The 19,222-nt window shown below is 64.8% G+C and carries 19 protein-coding genes; 10 read left to right on the top strand and 9 right to left on the bottom strand.

Translation table 11 applies throughout. The features are described from left to right. Positions 1 to 27: 27 nt before the first annotated feature. The 3 genes from NKH28_RS01815 to NKH28_RS01825 all read right to left on the bottom strand — a co-directional run bounded on the left by NKH28_RS01815 (position 28) and on the right by NKH28_RS01825 (position 2,173). Positions 28 to 390 (bottom strand): hypothetical protein, encoded by a 363-nt coding sequence (locus NKH28_RS01815; RefSeq protein WP_352540430.1) that lies wholly within the window; start codon positions 388 to 390, stop codon positions 28 to 30. Between the two features lie 260 nt (positions 391 to 650). Next, a complete protein-coding gene (locus NKH28_RS01820; protein WP_352540431.1) occupies positions 651 to 1,577 on the bottom strand; it encodes a haloalkane dehalogenase in 927 nt (308 codons plus the stop codon). Further along, complete coding sequence (locus tag NKH28_RS01825; RefSeq protein ID WP_352977609.1) at positions 1,574 to 2,173, bottom strand: TetR/AcrR family transcriptional regulator; 600 nt, start codon at positions 2,171 to 2,173, stop codon at positions 1,574 to 1,576. Before NKH28_RS01825 ends, NKH28_RS01820 begins: the two co-directional genes overlap by 4 nt. 120 nt (positions 2,174 to 2,293) lie before the next feature. Here NKH28_RS01825 and NKH28_RS01830 point away from each other — a divergent pair, with 120 nt between their 5' ends. Beyond that, on the top strand, positions 2,294 to 3,370 hold the full coding sequence (locus NKH28_RS01830; RefSeq protein ID WP_352977611.1) for an NAD(P)/FAD-dependent oxidoreductase: 1,077 nt from the start codon (positions 2,294 to 2,296) through the stop codon (positions 3,368 to 3,370). On the opposite strand, the gene NKH28_RS01835 is transcribed toward NKH28_RS01830, so the two are convergent. Further along, positions 3,364 to 4,737 (bottom strand): amidase, encoded by a 1,374-nt coding sequence (locus tag NKH28_RS01835; RefSeq protein ID WP_352977613.1) that lies wholly within the window; start codon positions 4,735 to 4,737, stop codon positions 3,364 to 3,366. The two genes, NKH28_RS01830 and NKH28_RS01835, sit on opposite strands and share 7 nt — an antisense overlap. Positions 4,738 to 4,907: 170 nt before the next feature. Beyond that, positions 4,908 to 5,171 (bottom strand): DUF6356 family protein, encoded by a 264-nt coding sequence (locus NKH28_RS01840; RefSeq protein WP_352977615.1) that lies wholly within the window; start codon positions 5,169 to 5,171, stop codon positions 4,908 to 4,910. Between the two features lie 66 nt (positions 5,172 to 5,237). Here NKH28_RS01840 and NKH28_RS01845 point away from each other — a divergent pair, with 66 nt between their 5' ends. The 3 genes from NKH28_RS01845 to NKH28_RS01855 all read left to right on the top strand — a co-directional run bounded on the left by NKH28_RS01845 (position 5,238) and on the right by NKH28_RS01855 (position 6,934). Continuing rightward, positions 5,238 to 5,708 (top strand): Lrp/AsnC family transcriptional regulator, encoded by a 471-nt coding sequence (locus NKH28_RS01845; protein WP_023676368.1) that lies wholly within the window; start codon positions 5,238 to 5,240, stop codon positions 5,706 to 5,708. A gap of 84 nt (positions 5,709 to 5,792) precedes the next feature. Beyond that, positions 5,793 to 6,278 carry a dUTP diphosphatase gene (gene dut, locus NKH28_RS01850; RefSeq protein ID WP_023676369.1) on the top strand — a complete coding sequence of 162 codons (486 nt, stop codon included), beginning with the start codon at positions 5,793 to 5,795 and terminating at the stop codon, positions 6,276 to 6,278. Beyond that, complete coding sequence (locus tag NKH28_RS01855) at positions 6,278 to 6,934, top strand: HAD family hydrolase (protein WP_352540436.1); 657 nt, start codon at positions 6,278 to 6,280, stop codon at positions 6,932 to 6,934. Before dut ends, NKH28_RS01855 begins: the two co-directional genes overlap by 1 nt. A gap of 33 nt (positions 6,935 to 6,967) precedes the next feature. On the opposite strand, the gene NKH28_RS01860 is transcribed toward NKH28_RS01855, so the two are convergent. After that, positions 6,968 to 7,552: a TetR/AcrR family transcriptional regulator gene (locus NKH28_RS01860; RefSeq protein ID WP_352540437.1), complete on the bottom strand. Its 585-nt coding sequence runs from the start codon at positions 7,550 to 7,552 to the stop codon at positions 6,968 to 6,970. 76 nt (positions 7,553 to 7,628) lie between these two features. Between NKH28_RS01860 and NKH28_RS01865 the strand changes: the two genes are divergently transcribed. The 4 genes from NKH28_RS01865 (at position 7,629) to NKH28_RS01880 (ending at position 10,868) form a co-directional block, all read left to right on the top strand. Continuing rightward, the gene (locus NKH28_RS01865; protein ID WP_352977617.1) at positions 7,629 to 8,039 is read left to right on the top strand and encodes an SRPBCC family protein; all 411 of its coding nucleotides are present in this window, start codon (positions 7,629 to 7,631) and stop codon (positions 8,037 to 8,039) included. A gap of 77 nt (positions 8,040 to 8,116) precedes the next feature. Further along, positions 8,117 to 8,974, top strand: a complete 858-nt coding sequence (locus tag NKH28_RS01870; protein WP_352540439.1) for a hypothetical protein — start codon at positions 8,117 to 8,119, stop codon at positions 8,972 to 8,974. 77 nt (positions 8,975 to 9,051) lie between these two features. Then, complete coding sequence (locus tag NKH28_RS01875) at positions 9,052 to 9,855, top strand: isocitrate lyase/PEP mutase family protein (RefSeq protein WP_352540440.1); 804 nt, start codon at positions 9,052 to 9,054, stop codon at positions 9,853 to 9,855. Positions 9,856 to 9,869: 14 nt separating this feature from the next. Continuing rightward, positions 9,870 to 10,868, top strand: a complete 999-nt coding sequence (locus NKH28_RS01880) for a proline racemase family protein (RefSeq protein ID WP_352540441.1) — start codon at positions 9,870 to 9,872, stop codon at positions 10,866 to 10,868. Here the strand turns inward: NKH28_RS01880 and NKH28_RS01885 are convergent. Further along, positions 10,799 to 11,560 carry a sulfate transporter family protein gene (locus tag NKH28_RS01885; RefSeq protein ID WP_352540442.1) on the bottom strand — a complete coding sequence of 254 codons (762 nt, stop codon included), beginning with the start codon at positions 11,558 to 11,560 and terminating at the stop codon, positions 10,799 to 10,801. The two genes, NKH28_RS01880 and NKH28_RS01885, sit on opposite strands and share 70 nt — an antisense overlap. A 212-nt stretch (positions 11,561 to 11,772) precedes the next feature. On the opposite strand from NKH28_RS01885, the gene NKH28_RS01890 reads away from it, so the two are divergent. After that, entirely contained in the window at positions 11,773 to 12,765 is a 993-nt protein-coding gene (locus NKH28_RS01890; RefSeq protein ID WP_352469968.1) for an adenosine kinase, read from the top strand. A gap of 184 nt (positions 12,766 to 12,949) precedes the next feature. Here NKH28_RS01890 and NKH28_RS01895 read toward each other — a convergent pair whose 3' ends face one another. Next, positions 12,950 to 15,229 carry an NADP-dependent malic enzyme gene (locus NKH28_RS01895; protein ID WP_352977620.1) on the bottom strand — a complete coding sequence of 760 codons (2,280 nt, stop codon included), beginning with the start codon at positions 15,227 to 15,229 and terminating at the stop codon, positions 12,950 to 12,952. Positions 15,230 to 15,432: 203 nt separating this feature from the next. On the opposite strand from NKH28_RS01895, the gene mutS reads away from it, so the two are divergent. Beyond that, complete coding sequence (mutS, locus tag NKH28_RS01900) at positions 15,433 to 18,123, top strand: DNA mismatch repair protein MutS (protein WP_352540501.1); 2,691 nt, start codon at positions 15,433 to 15,435, stop codon at positions 18,121 to 18,123. 227 nt (positions 18,124 to 18,350) lie between these two features. On the opposite strand, the gene NKH28_RS01905 is transcribed toward mutS, so the two are convergent. After that, positions 18,351 to 19,196, bottom strand: coding sequence for an aldo/keto reductase (locus NKH28_RS01905; RefSeq protein ID WP_352540443.1), 846 nt, complete (start codon positions 19,194 to 19,196; stop codon positions 18,351 to 18,353). Positions 19,197 to 19,222: the final 26 nt, after the last annotated feature.

Genomic DNA, 19,222 nt, shown 5'->3' on the forward strand with positions numbered 1-19,222 from the left:
AACACCGCTGATACCCCGGCAGCAGGTTCAGTCTCTGACGATAGCCGCCTGCGTGACCGAGCCAACGTCATCCAGGCGCATAACCAGCCATTCAGAGTCGATCGAAAAAAATCCTCTTTCCGAACCAAGAATATAAACCAGACTCCAGTCCTCGAAATAGTCCGTCTTCGGCGGCTCGCCGAGCATGGCAACAACTTCTGCCCGCGATTTCCCAACCAACGCCCCGGTCAGCACCAAACCGTCAGCGATGCGATGGCGTTTATGCAAAGGATCCAGCCAGTTGTCGTCCTGCCACCAAGATCGAACGAACGGCAGCGGGCCAAAGAAGACGGCATAGACAATGGCGGCTCCGGCTGCAGCAAAAACCAACCCTTTTATCCAGCGGCGCAAATGACCCTCATGTGATTGAGCTGAACGTTTCCAGTGAGGCGATCGTCATCGACCCGCTTCGAGAGCGGTCCCGGCAACGCCCTTGGTAAGTCTGTAGCATGGTGGCAATGAGGGCAAGAAGTCCTGGGCGTTTGAAGGTACACGGCCGTGAGCAAGAACATCATCGTCATTGGATCCGGCATCATTGGCGCCTCCATCGCTTGGCACCGGCAGAGCTAAGCTGTCGACCTCTCCGGCTGCCGCCGGTTCACGTCCCGACGTCAGGCCGATTCGGTCGCTCGGCTCTCGAAGGCCACCTCCGGAATCCACTCGGCAATTGTGGCGCCGATCCTGTCGGCATGGTCCTCCTGTAGATAATGCGCGCCGGGTCCGAGATCGATCAACCGGCAGTTCTTCAGGCCGGCCGCGAATTCCCGTGCCGCATGCGGCGAGACGAGGGCCCCCGGATCGCCTGAGAAAAGCAGCTTCGGGTAGGAGGAGAGCCGGAGCGCCCGATGGTCGTGCTCGCTGATGGCAGCGACATCGGCGGGCTGGCCTTCAATCGGCAGGTCGCGCGGCAGCCGCAGGATCGGCTTGCGCGATTGGGGCGTCGGGAACGGTGCCCGGTAGGAGGCCATTTCCTCATCGCTCATCGTGCGCAGCACCGCAGCCGGAAGCACCTTTTCGACGAAGACGTTGTCCTCCAGGACAAGCTTCTCACCGACGCCAGGCGTGCGCATTGCCTTGAACAATTCGCGCGCCTGCGGACGCTGGTGAAAATCGTCCCAACTCTCGAAGGGGCGGATGAATTCCATGAAGGCGAGGCCGAGGATCCGCTGCGGCCGCCGGGCCGCGAGATGGAAGGCGAGCGCGGTGCCCCAGTCCTGCGCGACGACCACCACGTCACTGATGCCAAGCGTCTCGATGAAGGCGTCGAGATAGCGGACGTGGTCGAAGAAGCGATAGTCGATGTCCGGCTTGCCGGATTGGCCATAGCCGATCAGGTCGGGCGCAATGCAGCGGCCGAACGGCGCCACATGCGGGATGATGTCGCGCCAGATGTAGGACGACGTCGGGTTGCCGTGCAGGAATAGCACCGTCGGACCGGCAGTACCTGCCTCGACATAGGAGATGGTGGAATCGAGTACCGCGACTTGCGAGCGCGGCACCATTGTGCGGGATTGCTGTTTTTCGAGTTTCGGGTTCATCGGATCAGCTCCTTTTTTACGAAGACTGTTTTGAAGACGATATTCTTGAAACGCTCGAGCGGTTCGGGACTGCGCTCCACCTTCATGCGCAGCATCGCGCCTTGCCAGGAACTCAACAGGAAATCGGCGAGGTCCTCGGCATCGAACGCGTCGGTGATGTCGCCAGCCGCCTGGCCCTCGGCGATGCATTCGGCAAAGGGCTTGCGCCAGCGTTCGAAGATGGCGACGAGTTGCAGCCTCAGCGCCTCACTGTGAGCCGCCGTCTCGAGGCTGAGATTGCCGATCATGCAGCCCCGTGCCCAATCATGCGCCTCCAGCTTCGACGTGATGATTTCGAGATAGCGGCGCAAGCGCCCGACCGGGGGTGTGCCGTCCCGGGCAAGGGCCTGCTCCGCCAAACCGCTCACATAGCCGAAATAGCGGTCCAGCACCTCGCCGGTGAACGCCTCCTTGGATGCAAAATGATTGGTGAAGGACCCCGGACGGGCATCGGCCGCGGCGACGATGTCGCGTACGCCGGCGGCCGAATAGCCGGAGCTCCAGATGGTTTTGAAACCGGCGTCGAGAAGTTTTTCGCGAAGTGAATGTCTAGCCATGCCAGGTATAAAATACGTACGTACGTATTAAAGTCAAGAGGCACATTTGATACGGCTCGCTCTTGGCAGAACCCACGGGCAATGGCATCGCAGTGGTGGCGTTGGAACGAGGAGTGAAGCATGACAGCTGCGAAAGAAGTGATCGTCATCGGCGCCGGTATCATCGGCGCCTCCATCGCCTGGCACCTGACCAGGGCTGGAGCAAAGGTGACGGTTGTTGCCGGCAGCGGCGCCGGCGGCGTCGCGACACCGAATTCCTTTGCCTGGATCAATGCCAGCTGGGGTAATCCGCAGCCTTACTTCCGACTACGGACTCGATCGATGGCCGAATGGACGCGACTGGCGAACGAGGTGCCCGGCATCCCGTTGCAATGGTGCGGCGGCCTGTGCTGGGACCTGCCACGTCCCGAACTCGAAGCCTATGCGGCCGAGCACTCCGCATGGGGCTACGGCATCGAGCGTGTCGACCTTGCCGGAGCGGCCCGCATCGAGCCCAATCTGACCGAGCTTCCCGATTTCGCCCTTTATGTCGCCGAGGAAGGCGTTGCCGAGCCGGTCGCCGCCACGCAAGCACTGCTGGCCGACGCCGAACGGCGCGGCGCGCGAATTGTAGCCGGGACGACCGTCGCTGCTCTGGTGCAAGCCAACGGCAGGATTGCCGGCGTCGATACATCCGGCGGGCGGATTGCTGCCGACGAGGTGGTGATCGCGGCCGGAGCCGGCTCCCCGGCAATCGCTGCCACAGCCGGGATAGAACTGCCGATCGAAACGCCGCCCGGCCTGATCGTGCATTCGCGCCCCTACGAAAAGCTGCTCAACGGCCTGGTGATCGGCGACCGCCTGCATATGCGCCAGACGGCGGAAGGCCGCGTCATCGCCGGCTCGGATTTCGGCGGCGCCGATCCCGGCATGGATGCCCCGGCCACCGCCCGCGACCTGTTTGCGGCGATGAAGGCGATGCTGCGCGGCGCGGATGGGCTGGAACTCGATTTCCACACCATTGGCTACCGGCCGACCCCGGTCGATGGCTTTCCGATCATAGGCCGCGCCGAAGGCACGAGCGGCGTCTATGTTGCGGTCATGCATTCCGGCATCACGCTGGCGCCGGCCGTCGCCCTGTTCGCCGCCCGCGAAATCCTCGACGGCGAGCGCGATCCGCTGCTTGATCCCTACGGACTGGCGCGGTTTACTCAATAACCGGGCGGGCGGCGAAAGCCGCCGGCCAGCGGCTCGATTGCCCTGGCGATCCCGAGCAGGCGCCGCTCCGACCAGCGTTTGCCGACAAGCTGTAGTCCGATGGGCAGGCCGTCGCGATCTTGTCCGCAGGGCAGCGACAGTGCCGGATGGCCGCTGTAGTTGAACACCGCGCCATAGGCCGGCAGCATCCAGTAGCTTTGCGTCTTGCCGTCGACCCCGATCGGCGTTCCCGGCTCGCAATGCGGGAAGGCGGTGGCCATGGCGACCGGGCACAGCAAGGCGTCGCAGCCGTCGAAGAACCGTTCCCACGCCAGGATGGAGCGGTCGCGGCGGGCGAGCGCCTCGAACCAGCGCGAGACCGGCGTCGGCTTCTCCCGCGGTTCGGGCTGGGCCGCCTCCAGCATCATGCCGATCAGCGCACCGCCTTGCTCCAGGTCGTCGTGCAGGTCGAGCTTCGGCAATTTGGCATCCTCGACGATGGCGCCTGCCGACTGAAGCTCCTTTGCCAGACTTTCGACCGCCGCGCTGATCTCGCCGGCCACCGGAAAGCCCGGAAAGGACGGCGCGACGGCAATGCGCAAATTTCTGAGATCCAGCTCCGGCATGGTTTCGACCGGTACCGGCGCAAGGTCGGTATCGCTTCCATCCGGCCCGGCAATGAGGCCGTAGATCAGTGCCAGGTCCTCGACGCTGCGCGCCAGCGGTCCGAGGCAGGACATCAGCCGCACGCTGCGCGGCGCCCCGCCCGGGTCGGGGAAGGCGCCGGCGAGCGAGACGCGGTGCTCGGTCGGCTTGAGGCCGTAGACGCCACAAAAGGCGGCCGGCAGCCGGATCGAATCCTGCATGTCGGTGCCGACCTCGAACGGCGTCATACCAGTGCCGAGCGCCGCCGCCGCACCGCCGCTGGAGCCGCCGGCGGTGCGCTGGAGATTCCAGGGGTTGCCGGTGCGGCCGAACAGTGGATTGCTCGACTGCCAGTCACCGAGCATTGTCGCCACGTTCGTCTTGCCCACCAGTATGCCGCCTGCCGCCTTCAGCCGGGCAACGACCGGACTGTCTGCCCTCGGAGCATAGTCGGCGAAGGCCGGGAAGCCGACGGCGGTTCTCATGCCGGCGGTTTCATGCGTGTCTTTCAGTGTGAACGGCACGCCATGCAGCGGCCCAAGGGCCTCGCCGCGCGCCTGCGCGTCGTCGGCTTTGACGGCGCGTTGCCGCGCACCGTCCCGATCGAGGGTTACGACGGCATTGACCGCCTTATTGTGCCTGTCGATCTGCGCCAGATGCTCGTCCAGCACCTCTATTGCGGAAACCGTACGGTCGCGGATGGCCGCGGCCAGTTTGGTGGTCGAGGAAAAGACGATATCCATGGTGAATGCTCCGGGCTATCGCGCCGCGATCCTCAAAATGGCGGATTGGCGCGTGGATACAAGCCTGGCTCGGCATTCGACGATGGCGGCGCTTGATCGGGATTGCGCTGCGGGGCCTGTTGAGGGTCGGCGCTGTCCAGCGGCCTCGCTGCGCTCGGTACCTCTGCGGCTTACCGTCCTCTGTTGTGCGTCCGCTCATAGAGCTCACGGATGATGCCGCTTGCCGTGGTCTCGAACAGAAACGGCAAGAAAGCATGAACGAGCGCGGCAAAGGCCGCCATGAACAATCGCGACGAGAACCATGCGGCGAAAGCCATATGGCCGAAATAACTCTCGCCGACCGCGGCCGGGTGAGAGGTGAAAGTCTTGCGAGCCGTGCGGTCATGTCGATCCCTCCTGCCGGCATGAAGAGCCGGCGATGAGTATACTGGCATGGGTGTTCGGTTCATCGGTCTCAAATTGTCCTTGTGAAAGGCTGAATTTTGGGACAAACATCCCGCATGGCGCCGGAAATCGACGAAATAGACCGAAGATTGCTGGCCGAGCTGCAACGCGACGGCACACTGTCCGTCGACCAGCTCTCGGCAAGAATATCGCTGTCGCGCAATGCTTGCTGGCGCCGGGTGAAGCGGCTGGAGGAAGACGGCGTCATCACCGGCCGGGTGGCGCTGGTCGACGCCGACAAGCTTGGGCTCGGCCTTTCGGTGTTCATCCTGATCCGCACCTCCAACCACGATCCGGACTGGCTGCAAAGATTCCGAGCGGCGGTGACCGGCTTTGCCGAGATCACCGGCGCTTACCGCATGTCCGGCGATCTCGACTATGTCCTGCGCGCCCGCGTCGCCGATGTGAAGGCCTATGACCGGCTCTATCAACGGCTGATCGCCAAGGTGGCACTATCGGACGTTTCGGCCTCCTTCGTCATGGAGGAGATCAAGGAGACCACGGTCGTTCCGATGGAACTGCGCTGAAGCGGAACTGTGCTGAAAGAAAGCCGTTGATAGCATTGCCGCCGAGTTGACTGAACCGGCGTTCGCGACGATAGGATCAGCCTCATGCGCGCAGCACTTTATCCCACCTCCGTCATCGGTCCGGCTGTCGGCTTCGTCAGGCTGCCGCATGGCGAGGGATTGCCGCTTCCTGCCTATGAGAGCTCGGGCGCCGCCGGCATGGACCTGCGCGCCGCCGTCCCGGACGACAGGCCGCTTTTGATCCTGCCGGGAAAGCGCGCGCTGGTGCCGACCGGGCTGATCCTGGAAATTCCGGAGGGCGTCGAGGGCCAGGTCCGGCCGCGTTCCGGCCTCGCCTTCAAGCACGGGCTCACCTGCCTCAACACGCCGGGCACCATCGACAGCGACTATCGCGGCGAGGTCAAGGTGCTGCTGATCAATCTCGGCGACGAGGATTTCGCGGTGACGCGCGGCATGCGGATCGCCCAGATCGTCTTCGCCCCGGTGACGCAGGCGACCGTCGAGGAGCGCACATTGGCTGGCGGCACAACGCGCGGCTCGGGCGGCTTCGGATCGACCGGCACGGCCTGATGAAAATACCCAAGCTCGTCATCTTCGATTGCGACGGGGTTCTGGTCGATACCGAGAACCTGGCCAATCGGCGCCTCGCCGAGTGGCTGACCGCGGCCGGCTTTCCGGCCAGCTTCGAATATTGCCGCAAGAATTTCTCCGGCCGCAGCATGGTCTCGGTGCAGAAGGAAGTCGAGGCGACCGGCGTCAGCCTCGGCGCCGATTTCGTCGAGCGCTGGAACGCCGGCCTGCCCGACCTGTTCGCGCATGGCGTCGAGGCCATCCCCTACGTTCGCGAGTTCATCGAAACCGTGCACGCCGCCGGCATCGCCACCTGTGTCGCCTCGTCGGCACGGGTGTCCAAAATGCACATCACGCTCGGCCAGACCGGACTGCTGCCGCTGTTCGAGCATGCGCTGTTCAGCTCGACCATGGTCTCGCGCGGCAAGCCGTTCCCCGACCTCTTCCTGCATGCGGCAGCGACGATGGGCTTCGCGCCCGCCGACTGTATCGTCATCGAGGACAGCGTCGCCGGGACGACAGCCGGCATCGCCGCCGGCATGCGCGTCTATTCCTACCACGGCGACCCGCTTTCCGACCGCGACGGGCTGATCGGAGCCGGCGGCATTCTGTTCGACGACATGCGTGAACTGGCCGGGCTGGTGCCGATCCACTGATCGCCTATGCGCAGGCTGCACGCGCGCCCGGTCTCAGACCGGGCGCGGGCCTCCAAGTAGTCGGTCGACCGTGTCGCGTATGAGACTGCGCAGATTGGCCGGCCTGTCGAGATGGCTGACGACAAGGAGACCGTCGGCCGCCACCGTTAGCGCGTCCGCTGTGCGGTCCGGATCGGGATTTGCGTCCGCGATCAGCAAGTCCCTGAGGGTGCCCCACTTCCAGTGACGATGCTGATCGATCGCCTGGCGAACCGGGCTGCTGGGATCCGGATATTCAGCAGCGGCGTTCTGAAACGGGCAGCCGCGGTAGCCCGGCTGATCCGCCGCGTCGGCGATGAGATCGAATATGGCAAGGATCATCTGGCGAGGTGGCCGCCGGCCAAGGCTCGCGATTGCCGCCCGTCCTCCCTTGCTGAGCTCCTCGATATAGGCGCGGACGAGGTCGTCCTTGGCCGCGAAGTGATGATAGAACGTCGCCTTGGCAACGCCGGCCTCGGCGATGATGCGGTCGATCCCGACTGCACGGACCCCCTCCAGAGAAAACAGTGCGGTCGCCGTATCGAGGATTCGACGACGCGCAAGGCTTTCGGGACGATCGTTGATTCGGGCTGTGGACATGCCTTGACTATAGCAGACAGGTCTGTATCCACATGTAGACAGACAGGTCTACCTACTAACAGAAGGACCAGCGAACATGGTTTCAATAGTCAGGGAAATCATCGTAGATGCTTCACCGGAAAGCGTATGGGCGACGGTGGGCGACTTCGCCGGCGGCGCCCAACGGATAGCCCCAGGCGTTTTCGTCGACTGTCGGGTGGATGAGGGCGACGTACGGGCCCTTACCTTCGCCGACCGCAAGATTGTGCGAGAGCGGCTCATCGCCCGCGACGAGCAGAGCCGGCGGATCGTGTGGGGATGGCTCGGCGACGAGGTCACCCACGATAATACCTCCATGCAGGTCTTTGCCGAGGGCGAGGGCCGGAGCCGCCTGGTCTGGATTCACGACACTCTGCCCGACGAACTCGGCGCGTGGCTCGCAGCCGCCATGGATCAGCTGGTGCCGGTTTTCCAGCAGACCCTGGCGAGCCAAGCCAAGCCAACATAGTGAGGCAACGCCAGGTGTTTCCTCTTGGTCGCAAAATGCTCTAGCTTGCGCGCGCCCGAGATAACGAGCGCGCGCGCATGACCTTCTCCCTGCTTCGTTTCATCTTTGCCTGCCTGCTGCTGCCCTGTCTTTGGACGACGGCCAGCGCGGAGGCCGTCAGTTTCCCGGAGCTCGGCAGCGCCGTCCCCGGCCACGGCGATGTCACCTATCTCGATCTCGCCAGGATGGTCATTCCCGATCTGGCGGCGGACAAGGACGGCTTTTTCCGAGGTTCGATGCCGATCGAGATGCGCCACATCGCTGGACCGGACTACGACGGCTCGCCGCCGGCGACGTCGGGTCTTTCCAGCGGCGACGTGCTCGGCATCAAGGCCGGCGGCAAGGACCGGCTGGCGATGCTGCTCGACCTCGGCGACTCGCCTGACAGCGCCGAGGGTTATGCCGTGCTGGCACTCTACGACATCACCGGCAAGCCGGCCTTGCTCGACGCGGTCAATGTTGCCGTCGACCGCAGCACCTACTTTCGCGATCCGGGCAAGCTGTCGATCGGGCCCGGCGATGACGTCATCATCACCACGAGCACGCATTTCAATTCGAGCCAGGGCTATGTGATCGCGCCGCTGGTCATGGTCCGCAACGACAGGTTCGAGCTGATCGACATGATCTATACGTTCGACGAAAACCTCTGCACCCATAGGAGGACACAGAATGTGGCCTTCCAGGTGATCGCCGACGGCCAGCCCTATGCAGCCATCAAAGTCACGGTGACCGACGCGACGCTGCCGGGAGAAGAAAGCTGCGACGGCCAGCCGCCGCCAGAGGCGTCTTCGCGCGACAGCTCCGTCACCTATCATTGGGACAAAAATGCTTCGCGCTACGTCAAGGATTCCGACGCGCTGGATCGATTGGCAGATGACAACGCCAAACGCTTCTGAGCCAACCGCATTTGTTTGCCCGGCGCCTTCCGCCGGGCTAGAATTTGCCTCACATTCTGCACTGGAGGGGAGCATCCATGGACAAGGGCAAGATTTTTCGCGACCTGCATGCCTCGATCTTCGTCATGGCCAATTCCTGGGACGTCGGCACGACCAAGCTCTTGGCCTCGTTCGGCTTCAAGGCGCTGGCCACGACCAGCGCCGGCTTTGCCTTTTCGCGCGGCCTGCCCGATGGCGCGGTGACGTTCGAGGCGATGATCCATCATTGCCGTGAAGTGTCGGCGGCGACCGGGCTGCCGGTTTCGGCCGATCTCGAAAAGGGCAAGGGCGACAGCGCGACAAGTGCCGGCGAGACCATCTTCGCCGCCGAGGCGGCTGGCCTCGCCGGCTGCTCGATCGAGGACCATACCGGCGAGCCCGCCAAGCCGATCTATGATTTCGCGCATGCCGTCGAGCGCGTCGCGGCGGCGGCGGAAGCGGCACGGGCACTGAAACGCGATTTCGTCTTCACCGCGCGGGCCGAGAATTTCCTGTGGGGCAAGCCCGACCTCGACGATACGATCAAGCGGCTGCAGGCCTTCGAGAAGGCCGGCGCCGACGTGCTCTATGCACCGGGGCTGGGCGACATCGAGATGGTGCGAACCGTCTGCTCGGCGCTGACCAAGCCGGTCAACGTCATGGCCAGGCCCGGCTTCACCATCGCCGACCTGGCCATGGCGGGGGTAAAGCGCGTCTCGCTCGGCCCATGGCTGACCAATTTCGCCTTCGGCATGCTGGAGACCGCGGCGCGCGAGATCCAGCAGGATGGCACCTTCGGCTTCACCCGCGCCGCCATGCCGTTCGGCAAGCTGCAGGCGCTGTTTGCCAAACCTTCCGCCTAGGTCGGGCCCGGCAAATGACCCTCACGGTCGTGGACATGCACACCGGCGGCGAGCCGCTGCGGATCGTCACCGGCGGCTACCCCGATATTCCCAAGGGCACGATCCTCGAAAAGCGTGCGTATGTGCGCGACCATCTCGATCATCTCAGAAAGATCCTGATGTTCGAGCCGCGCGGCCATTACGACATGTATGGCGCGCTGCTGGTCGAGCCCGACCTGCCGGGCGCCGACCTCGCGGTGCTGTTCATGCACAATGAGGGCTATTCGACGATGTGCGGCCACGCCATCGTCGCGCTCGGCCGCTACGCCGTCGACGAGCGGCTGGTGGCGCCACGCGAGCCGATGACGACCGTCAATATCGAGGCGCCATGCGGGCTGATTTCGGCTGCGGTCGAGGTGAGGGACGGCAAGGCCGGCGCGGTGTCCTTCGAAAGCGTGCCGGCGTTTCTGTTCGCCGGCGACCAGCGGATCGAGCTGCCGGGCTATGGTCCGGTCGGCTTCGACATCGCCTATGGCGGCGCCTTCTATGCACTGGCCGACTGCCGCCAGTTCGGGCTGGAATTTGGCAGGAACCGGGTGCGCGATTTCGTCGATGCAGCGACCGCGCTGACTGATAAGCTGAAGGCCGAATTGCCGCTGTCGCATCCCGACCATGCCGATCTCGCCTTTCTCTACGGCACAATCCTGACCGACGGACAGGATGCGTTCTCCGATACGCCGACCAAAAACATCTGCGTTTTCGCTGAAGCCGAGGTCGACCGTTCGCCGACCGGCTCCGGCGTCACCGCGCGGCTGGCGGCCATGCACGCCAAGGGCCAGATCGAAATTGGCCGGACGCGGCTGTTCGAGAGCATTGCCGGCTCGCGCTTTTCCGGCGCCGTCGTACGCACGGCCACAGCCGGGCCGCATGACGCCATCATCGCCCGCGTCGGCGGCCGCGCCTATTACTCAGGGCGGGCCGAATTCATCGTCGAGGACGATGATGAACTGGGCAGGGGTTTTCTGCTGAGATAGCTCCCTTCCCGTGCCGAGATCGCCTTGTGCAGATGCACCATCATGGCGGCGGCGAACAGTGGCGTCAGAAGGTTGAGCAGCGGCACGGCGAGGAAAGCGGCGACCACCAGCCCGGCCAGGAACACGGTGATCGAGTGCTTTCTGCGCAGCGCCTTGGCCTCGGCCTCCGGGCGAAAGCGCATGGCGGCGAATTCGAAGAACTCGCGCCCGAGCAGATAGCCGTTAACGACGAAGAAGGCGGCGATGTTGATGCCCGGCACCAGCAGCAGCAGCAGGGCGACGATATTGCCGAGGATGACGACGCCGAAGAAGCGGATCGCCAGCACCAGCGAGCGCAACGGCGGCACGGCGCGGCCGGGCGGGTCGTTTGGATAATCCGTGCGCTCGACCACTTCGGCGACGTCGTCGAGGAACAGGCCGGCGATGATCGCCGTCACCGGCGCGATGAGCAGCGCCAAGCCCAGCGCAAGGCCGATGCCGGCGACGACGGCGCCCAGCCATCCGGCCCAGGAGGGTAGGGCGGGCAGCCATGCATCGATCCACGGCCAGGCCAGCCATTCGAACAGGCTCTTGATCCCGAACCACAGCGCCGCCAGCGCAAGCAAGGTCAGCCCCAGTGTCTTCAGGAACACGGAACGGAATTCGGGTGAGAACAGCCGGCTCAAGGCGGCACGGGCGGCGTCGAGGATCACGGCGTTTCCAATTCCATGTCAAACGAGGCCATGGGCGATATTTCGGGATAGGCGGAGACAGGTCGCGAGACAAGCGCAAACCGCGATACGAAGCATCTGCGTTCTGCCCGGATTTATAACTCGCGGCCTAGGCAAAGCCGCATCAAACCGCTAGACCCGCCCGCGCCCGGCGTGGCAGAAAGCCGGTGGGTTTTTGGCGGAGACATGAATTGATGCCGGACTATGACGTGCTTTGTATCGGGAATGCCATCGTCGACATCATCGCCCAGTGCGACGAGGCGTTCCTGGAGACCAACGGCATCATCAAGGGCGCAATGAATTTGATCGACACGAGGCGCGCCGAACTGCTCTACAGCCGCATGGGCCCGGCCATTGAAGCCTCGGGCGGCAGCGCCGGCAACACGGCGGCGGGCGTCGCCTCCTTCGGCGGTCGCGCCGCTTTCTTCGGCAAGGTCTCCAACGACGCGCTCGGCGAAATCTACGCGCATGACATCCATGCCCAGGGTGTCGCCTTCGACACCAGGCCGCTTAACGGCGAACCGCCGACAGCGCGCTCGATGATCTTCGTCACGCCGGACGGCGAGCGCTCGATGAACACCTATCTCGGCGCCTGCGTCGAGCTCGGCCCGGAGGACGTCGAGGCCGACAAGGCCTCGGGCGCCGCGGTCACCTATTTCGAGGGCTATCTGTGGGACCCGCCGCGCGCCAAGGAGGCGATCCGGCAGACGGCTAAGCTCGCCCACGCCGCCGGGCGCGAAGTGTCGATGACATTGTCGGACTCGTTCTGCGTCGACCGCTACCGCGACGAGTTCCTCGATCTCATGCGCTCCGGCACCGTCGATATCGTCTTTGCCAACAGCCACGAGATCAAGTCGCTCTACCAGACCGCTTCATTCGACGAGGCGCTGGCGCGGATCCGCAGGGACTGCAAGATCGCCGCCGTCACCCGCTCGGAAAAGGGCTCGGTGATCGTGCGCGGCGACGAGACCGTGACCATCAATGCGACCAGGATCCGCGAGCTGGTCGACACCACCGGCGCCGGCGACCTCTACGCCGCCGGCTTCCTCTACGGCTACACGCAAGGCCGCAGCCTCAAGGATTGCGGCGATCTCGGCTCGCTGGCAGCCGGGCTGGTCATCCAGCAGATCGGCCCAAGGCCACGGCAGAATCTGCGCCGCGAGGCCGAGCAGGCGGGGCTTCTGTAGCGGCATCTCTTCCTTCTCCCCCTGTGGGAGAAGGTGGATCGGCGCGCAGCGCCGAGACGGTTGAGGGGTGCTGGACGGAGTGCTGCCGGTGCCAAGCTGGAACACCCCTCATCCGACCGAGCTTCGCTCGGCCACCTTCTCCCACAGGGGGAGAAGGGAGAGGCGCTGCTGCTGCCCCCGCTCCTCAAGCCCCCGCGCTATACGCCGCAATCGCTGCCATGTTGACGATGTCTGAATCCTTGGCATTGAGCGAGACGATCTGGACCGGCTTGTTCAGGCCGACCAGCAGCGGGCCGATGACGGTCGAGCCGCCGAGCTCCTGCAGCATCTTGGTCGAGATCGAGGCCGAGTGGAAGGCCGGCATGATCAGCACATTGGCCGGGCCGGTCAGCCTGATGAACGGGTATTGCGCCATGGCGCGGGCGTTGAGCGCCACGTCGGCGGCCATCTCGCCGTCATACTCGAAATCAACGCGGCGCTTGTCGAGGATGCGCACCGCTTCCTGGACGCGCTCGGAGCGCTCGCCCTGCGGATGGCCGAAGGTTGAATAGGCGAGCATGGCGAGCCTCGGCTCGTAGCCCATGCGGCGGGCGAAACCGGCGGCCTCCTCGGCGATGTCGGCGATCTCGACGGCATCCGGCATGTCGTGCACCGCGGTGTCGGCAACGAGGACGGTGCGACCGCGCGCGAGCACGATCGACACGCCGATGACGCAATGGCCGGGCCTTGCGTCGATGACGCGGCGGATGTCGTCGAGCGCCGTCGAATAGTTACGGGTAACGCCGGTGACGATGCCGTCGGCATCGCCCAGCGCCACCATGCAGGCGGCGAAATGGTTGCGGTCGTTGTTGATCAGCCGCTGGCAGTCGCGGAACAGGAAGCCTTTGCGCTGCATGCGCTCGTAGAGATAATCGGTGTAGACGGAGTTGCGCCGCGACAGCCGCGCATTGATGATCTCGATGCCTTGCTTGCCGAGGTCGATGCCGGCGTTCCTGGCGTTTTCCTTGATGATGTCGTCGCGGCCGAGCAGGATGGCGGTGCCGAGCCGCTGGTTCACATAGGAGACGGCGGCGCGCATCACCTGCTCCTCCTCGCCCTCGGCAAAGACGATGCGCTTGGGCTGGCGGCGGACGCGGTCGTAGATGCGCTGCAGCGTCGAGGCGATCGGGTCGCGGCGGGCGGAAAGCTCCTGCGCGTAGCGGTCGAGATCGAGGATCGGCTTGCGCGCGACACCGGAGTCCATCGCCGCCTTGGCCACGGCGATCGGGATGGCCGAGATCAGGCGCGGGTCGAACGGCACCGGAATGATGTAGTTGGGGCCGAATTTCGGCCGCATGCCCTGATAGGCGGCGGCGACGTCGTCGGGCACGTCCTGGCGCGCCAGTTCGGCGAGCGCTTTGGCCGCGGCGATCTTCATGTCGTCGTTGATGGTGGTCGCCCGTACATCGAGCGCGCCGCGGAAGATGTAGGGGAAGCCAAGCACGTTGTTGACCTGGTTGGGATAGTCGGACCGTCCCGTCGCCATGATGGCGTCGGTGCGGATCTCGGCGACTTCCTCCGGCGTGATCTCGGGGTCGGGATTGGCCATGGCGAAGATGATCGGGTTCTTGGCCATCGACTGCACCATTTTGGTGGTCAGCGTGCCTTTGGCCGAGAGGCCGAGGAACACGTCGGCGCCGTCCAGCGCCTCGGCCAGCGAGCGCGCGCCGGTTTTCACGGCATGCGCCGATTTCCACTGGTTCATGCCTTCGGTGCGGCCCTGGAAGACGACGCCCTTGGTGTCGCAGAGGATGATATTTTCGGGCGCAAAGCCCATCGCCTTCATCAATTCGATGCAGGCGATGCCGGCAGCGCCGGCGCCGTTGCAGACCATTTTCGTGGTCTTCATGTCGCGGCCGCTGATTTCCAGCGCGTTGATCAGGCCGGCAGCCGAGATGATGGCGGTGCCGTGCTGGTCGTCATGGAAGACCGGGATGTCCATCAGCTCGCGCAGCCGCTGCTCGATGATGAAGCATTCCGGTGCCTTTATATCCTCGAGGTTGATGCCGCCGAAGGAGGGTCCAAGGAAACGCACGCAGTTGATGAATTCGTCGGCATCCTCGGTGTCGACCTCAAGGTCGATGGAATCGACATCGGCGAAGCGCTTGAACAGCACCGCCTTGCCTTCCATCACCGGCTTCGAGGCCAGCGCGCCGAGATTGCCGAGGCCGAGGATGGCGGTGCCGTTGGAGATGACGGCGACCATGTTGCCGCGAACCGTGTAGTCGAAGGCGCGGCTCGGGTCCTCGGCGATGGCGAGAACCGGAACGGCGACGCCCGGCGAATAGGCAAGGCTGAGATCGCGCTGCGTCGCCATCGGTTTTGTGGCGACGATCTCCAGCTTGCCCGGACGGCCCATGGCGTGGAATTCCAGCGCCTCCTGGGCGCTGACGGAGGGCCCGTTGCTTTCGGTTTTCTTGGCCATGGTACTTTTGGTTTCCTCGCCCGTACGGCACCGCTTGAGATGGGTGCGCATGCTTTCTTTTGTGGAAGGTTCGGGATTAAGGCTACACTTCGCCGCTGTAAACCGCCAAGCATGGCTTGCAAAATTTTGGAAGCAGCTTCTTGAACGACGAGACGCCCATTCGAAGCGACAATGCCACGCCGGCCTTCGCGCCGGCGACGCCGATGATGGAGCAGTATATCGAGATCAAGGCGGCGAACCCGGATTCGCTGCTGTTCTACCGCATGGGCGATTTCTACGAGCTGTTCTTCGACGATGCCGAGAAGGCAAGCCGGGCGCTCGGCATCGTGCTGACCAAGCGCGGCAAGCACCAGGGGCTCGACATCCCCATGTGCGGCGTGCCGGTGCACGCCGCCGACGATTATCTGCAGAAGCTGATCGGCCAAGGGTTCCGCGTCGCTGTCTGCGAGCAGATCGAGGATCCGGCGGAGGCCAGGAAGCGCGGCGGCAAATCGGTGGTGCGCCGCGACGTGGTGCGGCTAGTAACGCCCGGCACCATCACCGAGGACAAATTGCTGGCGCCGTCGGAATCGAGTTTTCTGATGGCGTTGGGACGAGTCAAGGGCGGCAGCGGCGATACAAGAGGCGGGGAGCGCGGCAGCGCGACAGGGAACCAAGGAAGTTTCGCCCTAGCCTGGATCGAGATCTCGACCGGTGTCTTCCGCGTCGCCGAGACAACCGCCGACCGGCTGCTCGCCGATGTCTTCCGCGTCGATCCGCGCGAGCTGATCGTCGCCGAACCGGTGTTTTACGACCCGGAGCTGAAACCGGTCTTCGACGTGCTCGGCCGCGTCGCCAGCCCGCAGCCGCCGTCGCTGTTCGATTCGGCTTCGGCCGCCGGCCGCATCGCCCGCTTCTTCGAGGTGGCAACGCCGGACAGTTTCGGCTCGTTTTCGCGCGCCGAGCTGTCGGCAATCTCGGGCGTCATCGCCTATGTCGAGAAGACGCAGAAAGCCGAGCGGCCGCCGCTGTCGCGGCCGCAGCGCGAGGAGCAGGATTCGACGCTGTTCATCGACCCGGCGACGCGCGCCAATTTGGAGCTGCTGCGCACGCTGTCCGGCAGCCGCGACGGATCGCTGTTCAAGGCGATCGACCGCACGGTGACCGGCGGCGGTGCAAGGCTGCTCGCCGACCGGCTGATGGCGCCGCTGACCGATCCGGCGGCAATCGCCGCAAGGCTGGACTCGGTGTCGTTCTTCCGCTCCGAGACGCGCCTTTGCCAGGCGGTGCGGGCAAGCCTGAAGAGCGTCGCCGATATGCCGCGCGCGCTGTCCAGGCTGGCGCTCAACCGCGGCGGCCCGCGCGACCTCGGCGCGCTGCGCGCCGGTTTCGAAGCGGCCGGCGCCATCGCCGAACTGTTCGGCCAAACCGCCTTGCCGGGCGAACTGGCCGCGGCGTTGGGAGCTATCAAGGCGCTGCCGAATGAACTGGCGACGCATCTGGCGCAGGCGCTCAGCGACGAGCTGCCGTTGCTCAGGCGCGACGGCGGCTTTGTCCGTTCCGGCTACCATGCCGAACTCGACGAGATGCGGGCGCTGCGCGACGAGTCGCGAAAAGTGATCGCCGGGCTGGAGCGCTCGCTGATCGACGAGACCGGCATCCGCTCGCTGAAGATCAGGCACAACAACGTATTGGGCTATTATATCGAAGTCACCGCCAATCATCATGCGCTGATGACCGGCAGCGACGGCGCCAGGGCACGCTTCATCCATCGCCAGACCATGGCCAACGCCATGCGCTTCACCACCACCGAACTCGCCGAACTGGAAACCAAGATCGCCAACGCCGCCGACCGGGCGCTGGCGATCGAGCTTGCCGCTTTCGAGGCGCTGACGGCGGAAGTGGTCGGCCAAGCCGACACGATCCGTGCCGGCGCCGAAGCGCTCGCCGTGCTCGACGTTTCGGCCGCGCTTGCCTTGCTTTCCGAGAGCGAGGCCTGGTGCCGGCCGCTTGTCGATGCGAGCCTTGCCTTCGAGATTTCGGGCGGACGCCACCCGGTGGTCGAACAGGCGCTGCGGCGTTCCGGCGAAGGCCCGTTCGTCGCCAATGATTGCGATCTGTCGCCGCAAGGCGATGCCAAGGCCGGCGCGATCTGGCTGCTGACCGGCCCCAATATGGGCGGCAAGTCGACCTTCCTCAGGCAAAACGCGCTGATTGCCATCCTCGCCCAGACCGGCTCCTTCGTGCCTGCGGCATCAGCCCATATCGGCGTCGTCGACCGGCTGTTTTCGCGGGTCGGCGCCTCCGACGATCTGGCGCGCGGCCGCTCCACCTTCATGGTCGAGATGGTCGAGACGGCGGCGATCCTCAACCAGGCAGGCGAACGCGCACTGGTCATCCTCGATGAGATCGGCCGCGGCACCGCCACTTTCGACGGCCTGTCGATCGCCTGGGCGGCGGTCGAATATCTGCACGAGAAAAACCGCTGCCGGGCGATCTTCGCCACGCATTTCCACGAGATGACGGCGCTGGCCGGAAAACTGCCGCGGCTCTCCAACGTCACCATGCGGGTCAAGGAATGGGAGGGCGACGTGGTCTTCCTGCACGAGGTCGGCAAGGGTGCGGCCGACCGTTCCTACGGCGTCCAGGTAGCGCGGCTGGCCGGCCTGCCAGAGGCCGTCGTCGGCCGGGCCAAGGAAGTGCTGCACCAGCTTGAAGCAGGCGAGGTCTCGGGCAAGGCCAACCGTCTGGTCGACGACCTGCCGCTGTTTTCCGTGGCGGCGAAGCGGGAAGCGTCGAAGCCGGCGAAGAGTGATGGGCTGGGTTTGGCGCTAGCGGAGATCAATCCCGACGAGATGACGCCAAGGGAGGCGCTGGAGGCGCTGTACCGGCTGAAGGGGATGGTGGGGCAGTAGCCGTCGCTGGCTGAGCCCGCCGTCTGTCGGCATTCCTTCGCGCCCCCCTCTGCCCTGCCGGACATCTCCCCCACTTGGGGGGAGATTGGCAGCTTCGCTGGCAGTGTCTTTTCTTCGTTTGAAGTTGGCGAAAGCCGATGCGACGTCCAATCTCCCCACTCGTGGGGGAGATGTCCGGCAGGACAGAGGGGGGCGCGAAGGATCGCAACGTTGTACTGCGCGAACCCTCAAATCATCGCCAGGCCCGACTTCCGCCTCGGCGGTGGGAAGGCGTGGTCAATTTCGGCGAAATCTTCGCTCGTGAGCTCGATGTCCAACGCCGCGACATTCTGCCGGATATGCTCCGGGCGACTGGCCTTCGGAATGGCAATCACCCCGTCCTGCGCCATCACCCAGGCAAGAGCGATCTGCGCCGGCGTCGCACTGTGGCGGGCGGCGATGGCATCTAACCTGGCATTGCGCGCCAATACCCCCTGATCGACCGGCGAATAGGCCATCAGCGGCATGCCGCGTTGCCGGCTCCACGGGGCGAGGTCGAACTCGACGCCGCGCTGCGACAGATTGTAGAGCACCTGGTTGGTCTGGACGTTGCCGCCGGCCGGCAACCGAACCAGCTCTTCCATCTCATCGGTATCGAAATTGCTGACGCCCCAATGGCGGATCTTGCCGGCCGCCTTCAACGCTTCGAACGCCTCTACCGTTTCCATCAAAGGCACACTGCCCGGCCAATGCAGCAGATAAAGATCGATGCGGTCGGTGGCGAGATGCCTCAGGCTGTTCTCGCATGCCCGTTTCACGCCGGCGCGCGAGGCATTGGACGGCAGCACTTTGGAGACCAGGAAAACCTCGTCGCGGCGACCGGCGATGGCCTCCGCCACCACCTCCTCGGCGCCGCCGCTGGCATACATTTCGGCGGTGTCGATCAGCGTCATGCCGAGATCCAGCCCGAGCTTCAGGGCATTGGCCTCGTCGCCACGGCGGCGGCCGTCTTCGCCCATCTTCCAGGTGCCCTGGCCGAGCACCGGCACGGCTTCGCCGCAGGGCAGGGTGGTCGTTCTTATCGTCGATGGCATGGCATGCTCCAGTCCGAGGCCCGGAT

The organism is Mesorhizobium sp. M1227, from assembly GCF_040318315.1.
GTDB lineage: Bacteria > Pseudomonadota > Alphaproteobacteria > Rhizobiales > Rhizobiaceae > Mesorhizobium.

What these genes read in the sequence shown, in the direction of transcription:
- NKH28_RS01905 (WP_352540443.1), bottom strand. Translation starts at nt 19,196, where the DNA reads ATGCCATCGACGATAAGAACGACCACCCTGCCCTGCGGCGAAGCCGTG.
- dut (WP_023676369.1), top strand. Translation starts at nt 5,793, where the DNA reads ATGCGCGCAGCACTTTATCCCACCTCCGTCATCGGTCCGGCTGTCGGC.
- NKH28_RS01895 (WP_352977620.1), bottom strand. Translation starts at nt 15,229, where the DNA reads ATGGCCAAGAAAACCGAAAGCAACGGGCCCTCCGTCAGCGCCCAGGAG.
- NKH28_RS01855 (WP_352540436.1), top strand. Translation starts at nt 6,278, where the DNA reads ATGAAAATACCCAAGCTCGTCATCTTCGATTGCGACGGGGTTCTGGTC.
- NKH28_RS01835 (WP_352977613.1), bottom strand. Translation starts at nt 4,737, where the DNA reads ATGGATATCGTCTTTTCCTCGACCACCAAACTGGCCGCGGCCATCCGC.
- NKH28_RS01840 (WP_352977615.1), bottom strand. Translation starts at nt 5,171, where the DNA reads ATGCCAGTATACTCATCGCCGGCTCTTCATGCCGGCAGGAGGGATCGA.
- NKH28_RS01865 (WP_352977617.1), top strand. Translation starts at nt 7,629, where the DNA reads ATGGTTTCAATAGTCAGGGAAATCATCGTAGATGCTTCACCGGAAAGC.
- NKH28_RS01845 (WP_023676368.1), top strand. Translation starts at nt 5,238, where the DNA reads ATGGCGCCGGAAATCGACGAAATAGACCGAAGATTGCTGGCCGAGCTG.
- NKH28_RS01870 (WP_352540439.1), top strand. Translation starts at nt 8,117, where the DNA reads ATGACCTTCTCCCTGCTTCGTTTCATCTTTGCCTGCCTGCTGCTGCCC.
- NKH28_RS01875 (WP_352540440.1), top strand. Translation starts at nt 9,052, where the DNA reads ATGGACAAGGGCAAGATTTTTCGCGACCTGCATGCCTCGATCTTCGTC.
- NKH28_RS01820 (WP_352540431.1), bottom strand. Translation starts at nt 1,577, where the DNA reads ATGAACCCGAAACTCGAAAAACAGCAATCCCGCACAATGGTGCCGCGC.
- NKH28_RS01880 (WP_352540441.1), top strand. Translation starts at nt 9,870, where the DNA reads ATGACCCTCACGGTCGTGGACATGCACACCGGCGGCGAGCCGCTGCGG.
- NKH28_RS01860 (WP_352540437.1), bottom strand. Translation starts at nt 7,552, where the DNA reads ATGTCCACAGCCCGAATCAACGATCGTCCCGAAAGCCTTGCGCGTCGT.
- NKH28_RS01830 (WP_352977611.1), top strand. Translation starts at nt 2,294, where the DNA reads ATGACAGCTGCGAAAGAAGTGATCGTCATCGGCGCCGGTATCATCGGC.
- NKH28_RS01825 (WP_352977609.1), bottom strand. Translation starts at nt 2,173, where the DNA reads ATGGCTAGACATTCACTTCGCGAAAAACTTCTCGACGCCGGTTTCAAA.
- NKH28_RS01890 (WP_352469968.1), top strand. Translation starts at nt 11,773, where the DNA reads ATGCCGGACTATGACGTGCTTTGTATCGGGAATGCCATCGTCGACATC.
- mutS (WP_352540501.1), top strand. Translation starts at nt 15,433, where the DNA reads ATGATGGAGCAGTATATCGAGATCAAGGCGGCGAACCCGGATTCGCTG.